The organism is Candidatus Korarchaeota archaeon NZ13-K (assembly GCA_003344655.1).
Lineage (GTDB): Archaea > Korarchaeota > Korarchaeia > Korarchaeales > Korarchaeaceae > Korarchaeum.
Genome location: MAIU01000018.1, coordinates 1 through 15,659 on the forward strand (window position 1 = coordinate 1; position 15,659 = coordinate 15,659).

The 15,659-nt window shown below is 59.5% G+C and carries 21 protein-coding genes and 1 pseudogene; 13 read left to right on the top strand and 9 right to left on the bottom strand.

Annotated features, from left to right (window positions below; translation table 11 throughout):
* The 6 genes from BA066_03480 to BA066_03505 all read left to right on the top strand — a co-directional run.
* A partial coding sequence (locus tag BA066_03480; GenBank protein ID RDD53600.1) for an ABC transporter permease occupies window positions 1–611 on the top strand: 611 nt, incomplete at its 5' end.
* Window positions 608–1,516 carry an ABC transporter permease gene (locus BA066_03485; GenBank protein RDD53601.1) on the top strand — a complete coding sequence of 303 codons (909 nt, stop codon included), beginning with the start codon at window positions 608–610 and terminating at the stop codon, window positions 1,514–1,516. The genes BA066_03480 and BA066_03485, both read left to right, overlap by 4 nt.
* A 41-nt stretch (window positions 1,517–1,557) precedes the next feature.
* Entirely contained in the window at window positions 1,558–2,292 is a 735-nt protein-coding gene (locus BA066_03490; protein ID RDD53602.1) for an acetoacetate decarboxylase, read from the top strand.
* 1 nt (window position 2,293) lies between these two features.
* Window positions 2,294–2,737 carry a hypothetical protein gene (locus tag BA066_03495; protein RDD53603.1) on the top strand — a complete coding sequence of 148 codons (444 nt, stop codon included), beginning with the start codon at window positions 2,294–2,296 and terminating at the stop codon, window positions 2,735–2,737.
* 4 nt (window positions 2,738–2,741) lie between these two features.
* The gene (locus BA066_03500) at window positions 2,742–3,098 is read left to right on the top strand and encodes a MoaD/ThiS family protein (protein ID RDD53604.1); all 357 of its coding nucleotides are present in this window, start codon (window positions 2,742–2,744) and stop codon (window positions 3,096–3,098) included.
* 52 nt (window positions 3,099–3,150) lie between these two features.
* Window positions 3,151–3,696 carry an NUDIX hydrolase gene (locus BA066_03505; GenBank protein ID RDD53605.1) on the top strand — a complete coding sequence of 182 codons (546 nt, stop codon included), beginning with the start codon at window positions 3,151–3,153 and terminating at the stop codon, window positions 3,694–3,696.
* On the opposite strand, the gene BA066_03510 is transcribed toward BA066_03505, so the two are convergent.
* On the bottom strand, window positions 3,693–4,409 hold the full coding sequence (locus BA066_03510; protein RDD53606.1) for an HAD family hydrolase: 717 nt from the start codon (window positions 4,407–4,409) through the stop codon (window positions 3,693–3,695). The two genes, BA066_03505 and BA066_03510, sit on opposite strands and share 4 nt — an antisense overlap.
* A 108-nt stretch (window positions 4,410–4,517) precedes the next feature.
* On the opposite strand from BA066_03510, the gene BA066_03515 reads away from it, so the two are divergent.
* Entirely contained in the window at window positions 4,518–4,754 is a 237-nt protein-coding gene (locus BA066_03515; GenBank protein RDD53607.1) for a hypothetical protein, read from the top strand.
* Window positions 4,755–4,797: 43 nt separating this feature from the next.
* Here the strand turns inward: BA066_03515 and BA066_03520 are convergent, their stop codons facing one another.
* Window positions 4,798–6,012, bottom strand: coding sequence for a tryptophan--tRNA ligase (locus BA066_03520; protein RDD53608.1), 1,215 nt, complete (start codon window positions 6,010–6,012; stop codon window positions 4,798–4,800).
* A gap of 56 nt (window positions 6,013–6,068) precedes the next feature.
* On the opposite strand from BA066_03520, the gene BA066_03525 reads away from it, so the two are divergent.
* Window positions 6,069–6,770: a hypothetical protein gene (locus BA066_03525; GenBank protein ID RDD53609.1), complete on the top strand. Its 702-nt coding sequence runs from the start codon at window positions 6,069–6,071 to the stop codon at window positions 6,768–6,770.
* 486 nt (window positions 6,771–7,256) lie between these two features.
* On the opposite strand, the pseudogene BA066_03530 reads toward BA066_03525, so the two are convergent.
* The 3 genes and pseudogenes from BA066_03530 to BA066_03540 all read right to left on the bottom strand — a co-directional run bounded on the left by BA066_03530 (window position 7,257) and on the right by BA066_03540 (window position 8,572).
* Window positions 7,257–7,457: pseudogene (locus BA066_03530) on the bottom strand (FAD-binding protein).
* On the bottom strand, window positions 7,415–7,657 hold the full coding sequence (locus BA066_03535; GenBank protein ID RDD53620.1) for a hypothetical protein: 243 nt from the start codon (window positions 7,655–7,657) through the stop codon (window positions 7,415–7,417). The pseudogene BA066_03530 and the gene BA066_03535 overlap by 43 nt, the downstream one beginning before the upstream one ends.
* 498 nt (window positions 7,658–8,155) lie before the next feature.
* Window positions 8,156–8,572 (bottom strand): ACT domain-containing protein, encoded by a 417-nt coding sequence (locus BA066_03540; GenBank protein RDD53610.1) that lies wholly within the window; start codon window positions 8,570–8,572, stop codon window positions 8,156–8,158.
* Between the two features lie 62 nt (window positions 8,573–8,634).
* Here BA066_03540 and BA066_03545 point away from each other — a divergent pair, with 62 nt between their 5' ends.
* Genes BA066_03545 through BA066_03560 form a run of 4 tightly spaced genes read left to right on the top strand, consistent with a single transcriptional unit; the run spans window position 8,635 to window position 11,529 of the window.
* The gene (locus BA066_03545; GenBank protein RDD53611.1) at window positions 8,635–9,486 is read left to right on the top strand and encodes an amino acid ABC transporter substrate-binding protein; all 852 of its coding nucleotides are present in this window, start codon (window positions 8,635–8,637) and stop codon (window positions 9,484–9,486) included.
* Between the two features lie 2 nt (window positions 9,487–9,488).
* Complete coding sequence (locus BA066_03550) at window positions 9,489–10,172, top strand: amino acid ABC transporter permease (GenBank protein RDD53612.1); 684 nt, start codon at window positions 9,489–9,491, stop codon at window positions 10,170–10,172.
* A complete protein-coding gene (locus BA066_03555) occupies window positions 10,151–10,888 on the top strand; it encodes an amino acid ABC transporter ATP-binding protein (GenBank protein ID RDD53613.1) in 738 nt (245 codons plus the stop codon). Before BA066_03550 ends, BA066_03555 begins: the two co-directional genes overlap by 22 nt.
* Window positions 10,885–11,529, top strand: a complete 645-nt coding sequence (locus tag BA066_03560; protein ID RDD53614.1) for an amino acid ABC transporter permease — start codon at window positions 10,885–10,887, stop codon at window positions 11,527–11,529. Before BA066_03555 ends, BA066_03560 begins: the two co-directional genes overlap by 4 nt.
* Window positions 11,530–11,531: 2 nt before the next feature.
* Here the strand turns inward: BA066_03560 and BA066_03565 are convergent, their stop codons facing one another.
* The 4 genes from BA066_03565 to BA066_03580 form a co-directional block, all read right to left on the bottom strand.
* Complete coding sequence (locus BA066_03565) at window positions 11,532–12,674, bottom strand: hypothetical protein (protein RDD53615.1); 1,143 nt, start codon at window positions 12,672–12,674, stop codon at window positions 11,532–11,534.
* 138 nt (window positions 12,675–12,812) lie between these two features.
* The gene (locus BA066_03570; protein ID RDD53616.1) at window positions 12,813–13,646 is read right to left on the bottom strand and encodes a hypothetical protein; all 834 of its coding nucleotides are present in this window, start codon (window positions 13,644–13,646) and stop codon (window positions 12,813–12,815) included.
* A gap of 46 nt (window positions 13,647–13,692) precedes the next feature.
* Window positions 13,693–14,496 carry a KaiC domain-containing protein gene (locus tag BA066_03575; protein ID RDD53617.1) on the bottom strand — a complete coding sequence of 268 codons (804 nt, stop codon included), beginning with the start codon at window positions 14,494–14,496 and terminating at the stop codon, window positions 13,693–13,695.
* 48 nt (window positions 14,497–14,544) lie between these two features.
* A complete protein-coding gene (locus BA066_03580; protein ID RDD53618.1) occupies window positions 14,545–15,315 on the bottom strand; it encodes a creatininase family protein in 771 nt (256 codons plus the stop codon).
* A gap of 165 nt (window positions 15,316–15,480) precedes the next feature.
* On the opposite strand from BA066_03580, the gene BA066_03585 reads away from it, so the two are divergent.
* Window positions 15,481–15,659: ATP-binding cassette domain-containing protein (locus BA066_03585; protein ID RDD53619.1), on the top strand; the 179-nt coding region annotated here is incomplete at its 3' end.

The window sequence follows — 15,659 nt, forward strand, 5'->3', positions numbered from 1 at the left end:
TGCTCAACTGGATCGCCTACTTCATCCTGACTTACCTGGTGACGACCCACATATACGATCCCCTGATGCCCTACAAGTCCTTCTCGGTCCCTAAGGCAGCCACCATAGGAAGCCTGACCATCTGGGGGACATCGATCCCGCTGATCTTCCCGATAGCCGTGATCTCGTCCCTCCTCATGTACTTCCTGATATTCCACTCCGGTTTGGGATACGAGATGAGGGTCTCGGGTTCCTCCCCTAGATCCGCAAGGTACGCGGGGTTCAGCCCGGAGAGGGCGATTATCATCTCAATGGCCCTGGGAGGAGCGATGAGCGGACTTGGTGGTGGGCTGCTCGTGCTAGGGCACACGCATGCTATAGACTCGACAATGTCGGGTCTCTACGGGATGGGATTCGCTGGGATAGGGGCAGGACTCCTGGGCAGGAACAATCCCCTCGGAATAGTGCTATCATCGCTCTTCCTCTCCCTCCTGGTGATAGGAGGTGAGGCGGCCGAGCTCAGGGTGGGCGTGCCGACGGAGCTCGCTGACGCCCTGATAGGCGCGGTGGTGGTGGTCCTCTCCGCCCCCCAACTGCTCAGGCTCCTGAGGCTTAGGAGGGTCGTTCCATGATTGAGGACCTGCTGAGCCTCCTCTCGCAGACTCTCGTCGCTTTCATCCCGCTTCTGCTGGCCAGCGTCGGTGAGATAATAACTGAGAGGAGCGGTGTCGTCAACATAGGGCTCGAGGGTATACTCATACTCTCCGCCTTCGTCTCCTCGCTCGTGACCTTCAGCACGGGCAACCCCTACCTTGGGCTCCTCTCGGGGGCCCTCGTGGGGCTGGCCTCCGGACTTCTGCATGGGGCCATAAGCGTTTACCTCAGGGGTGATCAGATAATCGCGGGCGTCGGCTTCAACACTCTAGCTTACGGGATGAGCATAATAGGCCTGATAAACACCTGGGGTCATCACGGGGCCTCCCCGATGGTGAGCAAGATACCCTTCGTCGGAGTCGGGGTTTACCTTTCCCCGCTGCTCCCGCTGGCCCTGGCAGCGGCCCTGGCCTCCTGGTACTGGCTCTTCAGGACCTCCTCGGGGTTGAGGTTGAGGGCCTGCGGCGAGGACCCAAGGTCGGCGGAGGCGATGGGGGTGAACGTGCTCAGGACGAGGCTCCTAGCGACCCTGCTCGGGGCCACCCTGACCGGCTTAGGGGGAGCATACATAGTTGTCGGATGGATAGGGCAGTTCACGAGGTATGTTTCCGCGGGCAGGGGTTTCATAGCGCTAGCTGTGGTCGCCCTGAGCGGGTGGGATCCCATGCTAGCCATAGCGGGCAGCCTGATCTTTGGATTCTTCGACGCCATCTCCCTCTACCTTCCGGTGAAGATGCAGCTGATGAACCCGAACCTGAACCTGACCTCCCTCTCCTACATCTTCAGGACTGTGCCCTACTTGGCGGTGCTCATAGCGGTCAGCTTCCTCTTCAGGAGGGGGAGGGCCCCCAGGGATCTCGGGAGGCCCTACGTCAAGGAGTGATCCCCCCGCATAATTTATCTTCTCCACAAGGCTGAAGCGCTATGCCTTGGACGGGACCCTTCACGCCGAGCGGCAGATCTGCTCTCGTCCCAGATGGCCCCTGGACCTATGTGATGGACTCCATAGCTGTTCACGCGAGGGCGGAGCCGGAGAGGATCCGAGAGGTCCTGCCTCCCGAGTTGAGGCCCCTCGGGGACCTCTGGTTTTACGTGGCTGACATCATATCCTACAGTGAGAGCTCGGAGGAGATGAACTACCTTGCCCCGGACCTCCTCCAGTACAGGGAGGCGGCTGTCTTCGTCAAGGTGGAGCTAGGGGGAAGGAATTACGCTTACTGCCCCTTCATGTACGTGGACAACGACCTGTCCCTGGTGAGGGGGATAATCTTCGGCTTCCCGAAGAAGATCGCTGAGATAGAGATGACCAGGTTCCACGAGCTCTTCGAGACGAGGAGGTACGGCGGTGCCGCTTACAGGGCCGGCTACAGCCTCTTCAGGATCCTGGTGGAGCCCAAGACCAGCTTGGGGAGGATCCCCTTCGACGACTTCGGAAGCTGGCTTCTGAGGAGATACCTCAAGCCAATAGGTGTGGACGACTACGTGGAGTTCGTCCCCCAGGCTTATTACTCCAGGATCCTCTCGGGAGAGGCACGATTGGAGGTGGGTGGAGGGTTCAACGACGAGCTGGAGCACCTCAGGCCCTCCGAGATCCTAGGGGGCTACCTCTACTCGGTCAGGTTGAGGGCCAGCGAGATAAGGTCCCTGGGAAGGGTCTGACATGCCCTCGGATCTGGAGGAACTGGTAAGGAGGCTGGGCGGGGAGATCATAGAGACCAGGAGGGAGGTTCTGACAGTGAAGCAAGCGGCTGAGGAGATGAACGTTCCGGAGGACCTGATAATAAAGACTCTGGTCGTGATGACGCCTGAGGGAGCCGTCCTGGCGATACTCGACGGGAGATCCAGGCTGAGCCTGAGCAGGCTGAGGGGGAGGCTCGCAACCCCTGAGGAGGTCAGGAGGATCACAGGCTTCGAGGTGGGCGAGGTTCCCCCGGTGGGCATACCCCTGAGGACATTCATAGACGAGAAGGTCTTGGAGAAGGAATTCGTTTACGGGGGAGGTGGTTCCAAGAGGAGGCTCATCAAGATATCGCCCAGGGCCATAGTGGAGCACCAGAGGGCCGAGGTGATGGACCTGAGGGAGTGCTCGCGCTCACCTTTTTAAGGGGATGAGGGGTGTGCTCTTGATGCCCGAGGTCAGGGTCAGGTTCTACGCCTTCTACAGGGAGCTGGCCGGCACTGACGAGGTATCGCTCAACCTCCCCGATGGATCGAGGGTCTCGGATCTCCTGAGGACCATTGAGGAGAGGTTCGACGGGTTCAGGGGGAAGCTCTTGAACAGGAGGACCGGTGCCAGGAGCTACATACTGGTGAGGAGGGGGGAGTGGCCGGACATGGAGGACCCCCTGAATGAGGGGGATGAGTTCTCCCTCTTCCCCCCGCTGGGAGGAGGCTCCCTCCACAGCATCGATCCGCGAAGGGCTCGCGATGAATCCTCAGGATCTATCCGAGGGATGCGCCTCTAACCCCCGATCCCAGGGTCGAGCATAAATATGGGCTTCCCTCCTCCGGATTGGGATGAGTCTAGCGGATCGTGGAGGGGATGAGCCCCTCGTCGAGTCAGATGAGCTGCTCTGCTCCGGGAGAAGGGTGAGGCTCTACAGGAGAAACTTGATCAGCCGGGGGAGGAGGGTTCACAAGGATCTCGTCTCCTTCGGGGAATCGGTGGTTATACTCCCGCTGCTCGATGATGGCAGAGCAGTGTTCGTCAGGCAGTGGCGGGCCCCCCTGGCCAGGTGGATCGTGGAGCTGCCAGCCGGGAGGGTTGAGGAGGGCGAGGATCCGGAGGAGACAGCTTTGAGGGAGCTGGAGGAGGAGACCGGGTACTCAGCTGAGTTCATGGAGAGGGTGGCTTCAGCATGCGTCTCCCCAGGTTACAGCGATGAGGTGATTCACATGTTCATCGCCAGGGGGCTGAGGGAGGGGAGCCCCCATCCCGAGGCCGGGGAGTTCCTGGGAGTGGTCCTCATGAGACCACACGACTACCTCTCATTCCCCGAGGAGATCAAGGATCTCAAGTCACTGGCCCTGGTGCTCCTCTACCTGAGCTCCAAGGGAACCTAGAGCTCATCTATGACCCGGATCACATCCCTTATCTCCCTCACTATGGCGAACCTCAGCCTCCTGTCCACCGTGATCGAGTCCCCGTCCGGCCGTATGAGGATGGAGGCCATCCCAGCCGCAAGGGAGCCGGCGAAGTCCTCACCCGGGCTATCACCCACGTGAGCGGATCCGCTGGGATCCTCCCCCAGCGATTCCAAGGCTATTCTGAAGATCCTAGGGTTCGGCTTGAGGCACCTAACCTCGTCGGCGTAGACCTGAGCGCTGAAGTATACGGAAAGCCCCGCCCTATCCAGGAGGATCCTGTTGAGGTAACCCGGCCAGAAAATCACGTTCCCCACAGTGGCCAGCTTGAGTCCCCTCTCCCTCAGAGCATCCAGAACCTCCCTGACGCCCTCCAGCAGGAGCTCATCCCCTGAAACCGCATTCACGGCCCTAGCGAACGCCGAGTAGAGCTCGTTGTGCGTGAATGGGGGATCAGTCAGGCCGATCGCCAATCTCGTGGAGCTGCCTATGACATCGCCCTCATCTACCTCCCCCCTCCTAAGGGCCTCCTTGACCATCGCGTGACTCCTGCTCATCCAATCTGAGCAGTATTCTCGGGGCAGACCGGTTATCGAGGAGAGCTCAGCTGCCGCAAGCCCGTAGAAGGCGCGAAGATCCAGCAAGGTTGCCCAGACATCGAAAGTAACGGCTCGCATGCGGATCCCGGACATGATGCCCGCTGAAAATTAACGTTTTTCGCTCTCATCCTTGGCCCCCTTCAGGAGGGAATTCGCGGTATGGGGGGCATTTTATATTACTCCGCTGCCCCGTGAGATCGTATGAGCGAGACCTATGTCCTGCTCTCGATCGTCGCTGCCCTCGCTCTGCTATTCACGATCGGCCTGTGGCGGAGTAATAAAGCCTTCAAGAGCTACGCGGAGGCCATCAGGGATTACTCCGCACCCTTCTCGAACTACGTGGGTTTCATGAGGTATGGGAGAGGGTTCAAGGCCCTCTTCATGGTCAACGAGGGATACAAGGCCTACAGAAGGATAAAGGCCGGAATTTCCACCTAACCCCTCCCTTTTTTACTTCCATCCTCTGGCTCGGTGATGCTCCTCAGCGGAGCCTCCTCCTGAGGGCCTCCGGTAGGTGCAGATCCCACATCTCACTCGCCAGCTTTCCGGTGTACTTCATCCTCTCAACGAGCGGCTCCGCCTTCCTTCTCCTCTCACCGTGCTCCCTCAGGAAGGAGGAAACTTTTGAGGCCAGGTACTCCTTGCACTCACCGCACAGGAGGGCCCCCGACCTGCAATCCTCGTACCTCTCCTTGAGCCTCCCGTCATCTGGCTCGAAGAATATCTCCAGCCACTTGAAGACCACGCAGACATCGGGATTCCCTCCCTTCTCCCTCTGCTCCTGAACGGTCGGCTGGCCTCCGGTTAGGGCGTACTTCCATATCTTGGCCCTCACGGCCTCCGGATCGTCCGTCAGGTATATGGCTGTCTCGGGCATGCTGGCGCTCATCTTCCCGGACATACCGGTGAGCGGCGGGACGAACTTTCCGTGTATAGCTGCAGTCTTGAAGTAGCCCAGGCTCTCGGCTATGTCCCTCTGTATCCTCCAGTAGGGGTCCTGGTCTATGGCCGCCGGTATCAGGCACCTCCTCCTCTCGAAGAACGTTGGCGCCGCCTGTATCGCTGGGTAAAATATTATACCTATCTTACTGCTTTCATTGAAACCAAAGACTGCTCTAGCGGTCGAGAATGTTATCTTTTTCGCTATAGGTACGGCGATCTCGTATATCTTCGTGTACTCGCTGTTCTGGAATATGAAAGTCCTGTCTGGATCGAAGCCGACGGCGGCTATGTCCAAGATGTTCTGCGCGGCCCACCTCTTGGTGTCCTCGAACTCGAACTCGGGGTGTATTATGAACTTCTCATCGTCCGTGACCTGGATGTAGAGGTTCACCCCGAACTTCTCCTGGAACCATGAGGTCATGTAGAAGGGTATTATGTGGCCTATGTGCATCGGCCCCGATGGCCCCCTCCCGGTGTAGAGGAAGAAGCCCCTGCCCTCCTCGTAGTCCCTGAGCACCAGATCGTAATCCCTGTGCGAGAAGAAGAACTTTCTGGTGAGGAATATTGGTAGTTCGCTCTTCGTCAGCTCCTTGGTCTTCTCTATGAGGTCATCCGTCAGAGGCTTGGTCCCGAACTCAACTATCAGCCTCTCATAGTCGACTACGCCCTCCACTTCCCACGGGGTTACCCTGAACTCCTCCCCCAGGGTCCCATCACCGCCAAAGTGAACCACCTTGCATACGCCTCCCGGCATCGATCCGCTTTAAGTCTTTCGGTCCACTTTTTATAGGCTAGCTGGTCCTGACCCCGATGAGGGAGTGGAGGGCCATCGCCCTTTCTATTGCTCTTCTCTCAGTTCTGCTCCTGTCCTTTCATCTCTATAGGGAGAGCGAGAGGGCCTCCCTGAAGGAGCTAAAGATAATCTGGCCTGATCCGGGGGAGATAGCGGCCAGGTGGTGCTCAGCGAACTCGAGCCACCGCTATCTAGAGTCAGCGCTCATATCCTGCGAGGGAGGCTCATGCTACTCCCTGCTCAGGTACCTGGTCTACTTCCCCACGGACGACGAGTTCGAGGAGGAGCTGCCGCTCGAGATCTGGCAGAAGGGTCAGATCATCCTGAAGACCAATGTGACCGCTTTCAAGAGGAATTACTCTCTTTACGTCCAGACAGTGGCCCTTCTGGTCAAGATTCCGAGGGAAGCTGAGGTGAGGGTTCTGGGCCTGGGGCTGAGGCCGGCCGAGTGCCTGGGGAGGGAGCTGAGGCCCCCTCAGGTCATCTACACGAGGGGGGTGATGGATGAGTGGATCACCCTGAGGAACGGTTTCCGCGTTCAAAGGATATTCGATGACCTCTACGCCGCCTCCTGGAGGGGGAACGCGAGCCTCATATGCGGGGATGTGAAGATCCACTTGAGGCAGATTGAACCCTCAGCCGGGGATATAGCGATAATCTCGCTCAGTGGGAGGTGCGAGGTTGAGCTAGATGGTGTAAGATCACCCCTGGGCTCCTGAATGTGGGAACTCGAGCAGATCGTATATGCAGGGCAGGCCGAGTGACGAGGCCCTGGGGCAGAGGGTCAAAGCATTAGGAGTATCCTGCTTCATGCAGACGTTCAGGATCTCGGTCGGATCAGCCCCGATTGAGGTGAGCCCCCTAAGCACCGCTTCCTCCCTCCCCATGAGCAGGCAGGGCATGTGAACGGGACCCCTGTAGTCGAGCTTGACCGGGAGGTCGTGGGCTTCCTCCAAGAAGAAGGGGATCCCTAGGGAGTGAGAGGCCTCTGGGGATAGCGATATTACCCTTCCCAAGCCCTTGATCTTCCTCTTAATCCTCAAGAGGGATCTCCTGCTGATACTGCAACCCTCATCGTACCTCCTCAGCAGGCCCCTCACGACGCAGAGGCCGGCGTTCATCCTCAGCGAGATCCCAACACCGTATTCCAGGTCCAGCCCCTCCACGGAGAGCAGCATGGGGGAGCCCTCCCTGATCACCTCCAGCTCCAGGTCAATGACCAGATCCTCTATGCCACCGTACTTCGTGCTGTACTGCCCGGTGCTCATGGTCGCTATCAGCCCGCCCACTGCTGCCTCCGGGTAGGATTGGGGGAAGTGCCTCAAGGTGAGTTCCTTCCTATTCAGGAACTCCTTAAGCCTCCTCAGGAGGATCCCGGACTCCACCAGAACGTAGGAGTTCTCCTGTACCTGACGCCAAGCTCATCGCAGATGCTCAAGAGCTTGGGATTCCCCTTCCTCGCCAGCTTGCTCCTGATGGAGCTGAATGGGAGCTGAACCACGTGAACAACTGCTGCATGGGCCCTGGAAATCCCCCAACCAGGCTCCGGATTCCTGTCGATCGCCAGAACCCTCAGATCGTAGTGGGAGAGCTCGTATGTCAGCATCAGCCCTATGATGCCCGTACCTATCACGATCACATCGTACCCATCCTCTCTCCCCGTGGTCGCACCTAGCCCAGGAGCTCGCGGCTATATCTTAAAGCTTGTGCCCGGCGAGGCATCCGCATCGATGGATGCCCTTGAACGCGCCACTTGGGGAGCTCCATTCATCAGACCCTCCGCGGGTGGCATCTCACCCGGATTGAGTGCACCTAACCTGCCAAAGGCCGGGGAAATATGGCGGCTGAGCAGACCCTCCCACTCATCAAACGCCTCTTGAAGCGTTGCTTTGACCCGCGATCCCGAATCAGAGTCCCCAAACTCTCTGGATGTTCCTCGGGAGCCTCTTCAAATTCTCCCGCAGGCTTCGGTGCTCCTAAATTCTCCCAGAGGCCCCGCCAGGCTCCGCTTCGAGTGAAGCGCCTCGAGCGTGAGATGCGGATCCGTGGAGCTGGAGTCGATCAGCTTGTATCTCGCATCATCCAGATTTAGGGGATGAGGGTCTCAGTCCAGGCTCGTCACCTCAACGCTCCTGACGAAATCGAGCCCCTTGATCCTCTCTATCAGCTCCAGGGCATCGAGCCTGCAGCCAGACAGATCCGCCATCACGACCCACTCCGCTAGCTCCCCCCTCCTTACGGTCCTAGACTCCGTCATCAGAAGGTCCACGTTCTCCTCCGCGAGCAGGCCAGCCACCCTGGCCAGGACCCCGGGCCTGTCCAGCATCACTATCCTGATCCTGTAAACCTTTGCCTGGAGCTGGATCAGCGGGATTATTCTTATCTCCTTTCTCGGGACGTTAGCCACCACAAGGAACCTCATTCCCTCACTCAGCCCCAATACTTTCCTTATCTTGATGGGGATCGTTATCCTGCTCTTCGAGTCCATCGTCGTGAAGTCATACACCTCCTCCCCCATCATCCCACGTGCGTGGGAAGATGAGGTGAAAGCTTTTAAATGGTGGCGGTCATGCTATCCCACATATGTGGGATGGTGGGACAATGGTGGGTAGATACGTCGCGGTGCTCCTGCTTGGGCTCCTGATGGGATCACTCCTGGGCTACGGGATAGCGGGGCTCTCCCAGGCCCCCGCCCGCGAATGCCTCTATGAGCCCGGGAAGTTCACCTATCCCCCGAAGGAAGGGCAGGAGGTAGTCGTAGTTTACGGTTTCGATGCCAACTATCCTCCCTTCACGGTCATGCAGCCGAATGGAACCCCCGTTGGTTTCGACGTGGACGTCATGAACCTCATAGCGAAGAAGTACGGATGGAGGATAGTCTACAAGCCCTGGGACTGGTCCACCATAGTGACGGCGCTTGAGAACGGTGATATAGATGTCATAGCCTCCGGTATGACCTTCAACGCCCCCAGGTCCCAGAAGATATGGTTCTCAGTTCCCTACTACTCATACGTCCACCAACTGGTCGCCCTGAGGGAGGATAGGAGGAGCATGGAGGAGCTGCTGAACTCCGGTGAGTATGTGGCCGTTCAGATAGGTTCTACGGCCGATGAGTGGGCTGAAAGACTCCTAAAGTCCGGCTACAACTTCAAGAAGCTCGGGCTAGACTCCTATGTGGCTGCCCTCCAGGCGCTGCTCGACGGCAGGGCCTCAGCCCTGATAACGGACTCAGCCTTCCTGGGTCCCTACCTCAAGAGGAACCCTGAAGTTGAGGCCAGGATAAGGATCGTCGGCGAGATAGGGGCTCCTTACGTCTACGCGATAGCTACAAGACCCCAGGACAAGTGGCTGAGGGACAGGATAAACGAGGCCCTTGAGGAGCTCATGAACAGCCCGAAGTGGAACGAGCTCCTGAGGAAGTGGGGGCTTGATTGAGGATGCAGTGGAGCGTCCTGGATTACATCCCATTTTTGATGGAGGGCATACCCTGGACGCTAGCCCTCGTCTCCGGGGGGCTGGCTATGGGCTTCTCCCTGGGGCTGCCCCTCTCCCTCCTCGAGACCTTCGGCCCGGGGAGGTTGGCCAGGCTGGTCCAGGCCTACGTCTGGTTCTTCAGGGGGACCCCCCTCCTCGTGCTGCTCTCCCTCATCTACTGGGGGCTCCCCTCGCTGGGGCTCAGGCTCAGCTCCTTCCTGGCGAGCGTCCTAGCTCTGGGCCTGAGGAGCGGCGCCTACCAGTCCCAGATATTCAGGAGCGCCCTCCTCTCGGTAGAGGAAGGGCAGCTCCTAGCGGCCAGATCCATAGGTATGACAGATCTCCAAGCGATCCTGCATGTTATGGTACCTCAGGCCCTCAGGATAGCTCTCCCATCATGGTCCAATGAGTACGCCATAATGCTGAAGGACTCGTCAATATGCTTCGCCCTGGGGGTCATGGAGATACTCACGAGGGCCAAGTACGTATCCACTGCCACGGATCTTGCCCTGATTCCCTTCCTCATCGCTGGAATCATCTACCTGGTCCTCACAAAGGCTGGGGTTGGCCTGATGGAGCTTATTCAAAGGAGGCTCGGGATACCGGGCTTTTTGGGGGTGAGCGATTGCTCAGGATCGAGGACCTGAGGAAGAGTTACGGGAGCGTCCAGGTTCTCAAGGGGGTCAACCTGGAGCTGAGGAGCGGTGAGACAAAGGTCCTCATGGGTCCGAGCGGTGCTGGGAAGAGCACTCTGCTCAAGTGCGTGAACCTGCTCGTGAGGCCGGACGGGGGAAGGATATTCATAGATGGGGAGGAGATAACCTCGCCTGGGGTCGATGTCGTGAGGGTCAGGCAGAAGGTGGGCTTCGTCTTTCAGGAGTTCAACCTCTTCAACCACCTCACCGTCCTGAGGAACGTGACGATAGGGCTGACTAAGGTCAGGGGGATGAGCGCTGGGGAGGCCAGGAGGAGGGCTGAGGAGGCCCTGAGGACGGTCCGCATAGGTGAGGAGCTCTGGGACAGGTACCCGGCTCAGCTGTCCGGGGGGCAGAAGCAGAGGGTGGCCATAGCCAGGGCCCTGGCCATGGAACCCCTGCTCATGCTATACGATGAGCCGACATCGGCCCTCGATCCCCAGCTCTCCAGGGAGGTCTTGGAGGTGATGAGGGAGCTCTCCAAGAGGGGGGTCACGAGCCTGGTCGTCACCCACGAACTCGGCTTCGCCCTGGAGGTGGCCAGCAGCCTTGCTGTGATGAACGGTGGCAGGATAGTCGAGGAGGGTCCCCCTCTTGATGTGGTGAGGAACTCAAGGAGCCCCGAGGCCAGAAGGCTCTTCGGCGGTTCCCCTGAGGTGATCCGATGAGCATCCCCGAGATCCTCTCATCCATCGCCTCTGGCCTGACGGGAACCTTGGAGCTCGTCCTCATCTCGGCCCCCTGCGGGACGGCCCTGGGGGTGCTCCTCGGGGCCTCAGCGGTCTACGGGGGAAGGATACTCGGGGGCCTCGCCAGGACCTTCACAGCCATTCTCACAGGCTTCCCACTACTGGTCACGATGCTCATCGTCTTCTTCGGCCTCCCCGAGCTTGGAATATATCTGAGCCCCGAGGCATCGGCCATATTATCATTCGTGCTCTGCAGCGGCGCCTACATCTCCCAGTACGTCAGGGGGGCGATAATGTCCCTTGATGAGGGGCAGAGCCTAGCTGCTAAGGCCCTGGGCATGACAAGGACACAGGAGGTGATCCACATAGTGCTACCACAGGCCCTGAGGAGGGCCCTCCCGGGCATATCGAACGAGATAGCCTACATGGTCCAGTACTCCTCCCTAGCGTATGCTATAGGGGTTCAGGAGATGTACGGCATCTCCAAGAGCCTCAACTCCATAGAATTCAGGCCCCTAGAGATATTCACGGCGCTCTCATTCTTCTACCTGGCCCTGAGCGCTTCAGTCAGTCTCCTCTTCAGGGCCATCCAGCGGAGGGTCAGAATCCCCGAGCCCTGAGGTCAGGATCTCCTCATGAACCTGGACGCTATGAGGAAGGCCAAGGCGGACAGCGAGACCCCCAGTACGAAAGCCAGAACCTCGGAACCCATTTTCCTCCCTTCCTGTGTTACTCGCTCGCTCTGGGTCCTGTTCTCAGCGGGCGCAGCCTCGCTCCGCGTCGGCTGAGGGGTTATGCTCTCCTCCCTCGGGGGTATGAATACCGTGTAGGTGAAGTTCGCGGAAAGGCCATCGGACTGCCTGGCAATCACCCTTATCGTGTAGATCCCGCTCTTCTCATACCGATGGCTCCTTGGGAACGGTCCCTCCTCAATAGATCCATCTCCCCAGTCCCAGATAAGCCTCAGCTCCTCTCCCTCGGTCCCAGGGACGGCCTCCCCGTATACGGAAATGATGCCATCGCTCAGGTTGATCGAGAGGATCCTCATCGATGGGGGGAACCTCTCCACCGGCTTGATCACCGAGAAGGTGCAGTAGTCAAGGAGCCTGTTCCCCTGCATCAGCTTCAGCGTGTAATTGCCCACATCTCCGAGCTCCACAACGATCCTCCTGCTCCTCTCCCCCTCCAGGGTCCCAGAGAACAGCACGCTCTCCCTGCCCCTCTGATCCCTGAGCACCAGCCTCACCTCGGATGTCACGTTTGTCCTCAACCAGATGCCAACGGGTTTGCTCAAGGCGAAGGTGCCTCCCTCCACTCCGTAGCCCCTGCCTCCGGCGTCCGTCCAGACGTCCCCGCCGGCGAAGGAAGTGACGACGTGCAGCGTGCAGTAGTCAAGGACCCTGCCGCTAACCCCTCCCATGAGCTTGATCACTCTCACCCCCGGATCTATGAACACCTGATAGAACCTGTAGACCACCCCTGGAAAAACCTGAGAGCTCCTCATCACCTCCACTTCACTTCCATCCGGTCTAACGATCACTATCCTCGCGTAGATGGGTGAGCTCACCCTGAAGAAGAAGGTAACGTTCTCCCCTATCTTGACGTAGCCGCAGGTGGCGTTGACCCCCTCCCCACCCCTCTCAGACCAGATGTCAGCGGTCTCGGTCTGAAGCTGATCATGGGAATCGTCCTGATGGATGCTGTACGCTGAGAGGTTCTGCAGGCCCAGCAGTAGCAGTAGCAGGAGCGCTAGCTTTCCACTCATCCGGGTCGGGTCGCCGGTCACATTGATAAACTCAATACGACAGGAGTCTCATCATCCTTAATCGGAAGACCCCGCAAGCCCCCTTCGGGCTGGGTGAGGGCAGCCAATGAGCCGAGATAGGTTGGGACTCGAAGGGCCTCAATCCGAACCCCATGCCCACCTCCTGATCATCTCCTCCACCGGGGGCTCCCTCCTGCCGGTCCTCCTAGGCCCTGGGTATCCGCCAAGGAGTCTCAGGGCGGTCTTGGCGGCTTGATCGGCCTCCCCGGGCTCGTGAACCCTCCAGGCGGGCTCGTGAACGAATCTCCCCGGAAGGGTCCAGGAGGGATCGAACTCGTCAAGCTCATCGGGACTGAGGCAGACCGCAACCCTGTCTAGCTCCCTGTGAAGGCTCAGGGGGACGGTGAAGAGGGATCTGGGCTTCAGCTGGTTCTCAACCCTCAGCCCCGCGGCACCGGAGCGCCTTATCTCCGCGATTCCCCGTTCCACCCTTGATCTAACGAGCTCGGCCAGGGCCCAGGCGTGATCCAGGTCCCTCAGTCCCGGGGAGAGGGCGCCCTCGCTCACCCTGACGTGCATTCCCCTCCCGGACCAGAGGAGGTGGACTGACCTCACGACACCCAGGGACTCCAGCTCCTCCAGTATGAGCCTAGCAGCATCCACGGTCGCCCTCCAGTCCTCGGGCCTGTTGTCTATGTCCAAGAACGGGGTGACCGCGACGACCTTGGATCCATCGAAGGCATCCTCCCTGCTCCAGAGCCTTGAGTAGATGGATGTGGTGGCGTAAATAGCCCTGGTTCCGGTCCTGAGCAGGGTGGCTGGGAGCTCTAGGGAGTCGGAGGTGATGGGCCTCCCTTCCAAGTACCTCACCCATGCCCCTCCGGCCAGGGCGATCCACCTTCCCCTGGAGAACTCCAGGATCTCCCTGACAACTTCCTCCCTAGAGTAGTGCTCCTCGACGATGCCGCCCATCGGCCCTTGGACCGGGGAGAGGTGATAAGCACGCGGGGTGAGGGGGTCACTCCGCCCCCTCGTCAGGCACCTCCTCCTCGACCCTCCTCCTGGACTCGGCTATCCTTAGATAAACGCTCCTGGGCATGGCGAAGTCCTCAGCCCTGTACTCCACGGGCCCGACCAGCCTCATCCCCCTACCCTGCTCGATCAAGACCTCGTACATCCTGAGATCGTGATCGGTCTGCCTCATCTTCTCCACTAGAAGGAACCTCCTCAGCCTCCCTCCCCTCACGATCCTCCTGAACCTGATTATCCCATCTGCTATGTGCTCCAACCCGAACCCGAAGGCCTCAGATGTGGTTATCGCATACTGAGTGGTGGCGAGCACGGTGAAGTCCCATTTGCTGAGCACCTTCTTCAGGAAGTAGGAGTACTTCCTGGCCATCGCCGGCTTATCAAGCCAGAAGGCGCTCATGCTGTCTATGGCCAGCCTGGCCCTCCCGTAACCCATCTCCTTCTTCGCCTCGAGGACCCTCTCCACCATTTCCTCGGGGCTGAGGGATCTCAGGCTCCACCTGTCGCCCCCCAGCAGGGCATCTATCACCACGAGCCTCCCCTCCTCCAGGGCCCCGCTCATCCCCATTCCCAGCATCTCGGCCTGCCTCACCAGGGATTCCCTGGACTCCTCCGTTGTGACGTAAATCGCCTTGTCCCCCTCTAGGACCCCCTGCCAGATGAAGTGAAGGCAGAGCACGGTCTTTCCTGTTCCGGGCTCGCCGGCCACGGCCACCAGGAAGCCCCTGGGTACTCCCCCCTGGATCAGGCGGTCCAGGTCCCCGACCCCAGTCGAGAGCCTCTCCACTGACATCTAACCTCGGCCCATCCCACCCTTAATTCCCTTTCCCCCAGGCCATCATTATTCCCCCCGCTCCTTGAGGCTCTGGAGCACCTGAACGAGTCTCCCGACCAGGTGCTCATGATAGATCCTCCCCTTCTCCGGATCCGCCCTCGTGGGCGTTCCTATCACGGCATCACCGGTCAGCTCCCTCAGGGCCCTCATCCGCTCCTCCGTGCTCGGGACGTAGCAGAGGGAGTCCCTGGGGTTCAGGGGATCCGCGTAAATGATCTCCTCCGGAACGTGATCCTTGGCCTCCTCCATCCTGACCAACCTCGGGAACTTGTGGAGCAGGTGAGAGGTCTCCATCTCATCCCCGTGACCGAAGGGCCCTAGGTCGACGCTCCTCCTCAGGTCCAGGCTCATGTAGAGCGGGTCGAAGACTAGAACAATCACCCTCAGCTCCCTCTGAGCCCTCTCTGCCGCTATCTGGATCCAGGGGAGGTTGGCCAGCCTGTGGCCGTTTATGAGCACGAACTTCCTGAAGCCGTGCCTCGAAAGGGAGCTGATGACATCGTAGAGGAGCTCCATCAGGACCTCGGGTCTCACGGTGATGGTCCCGGGGGCCGCCATGTGATGGGGGCTCCAGCCGTACCAGAGGGGAGGGGCTATCACCACCCCCGTCCTCTCGCTCGCGTCCTCAGCCAGGGCAATGGCCAGCAGGGAGTCTGTGCCGAGCGGCGCATGCCTCCCATGTTGCTCCGTGCTCCCCAGGGGTATGAGGATCCTGTCATCCCCCCTCAGGTACTCCTCCACATCCGGCCATCTCATCTCCTGAAGCCACCTGGCCATGCCATCACCAGGCGATCCATTGGTGGTATTATTTAACGATTCATGGGATATCATGATAGATCCATACGGAGACCCGGCTCAAAGCGACGCATCTCACGGGGACACGCCGCGCCTCGGGATCCATGCTGGGTTGGGCTTTAAAAGGTGTGGGCCCGCGCTCCCCCCGTGGCCGTGGAGATAAGGGACCTCACCTTCACGTACTCCAACAAGGAGGAGCCGGCCCTCAAGGGCATCTCGCTGAGGGTGGAGGAGGGAGAGACGGTCCTTCTCCTGGGGAGGAGCGGGAGCGGGAAATCCACCCTGATAAAGGCGATAAACGGCCTCATACCGAACAGGTACGAGGG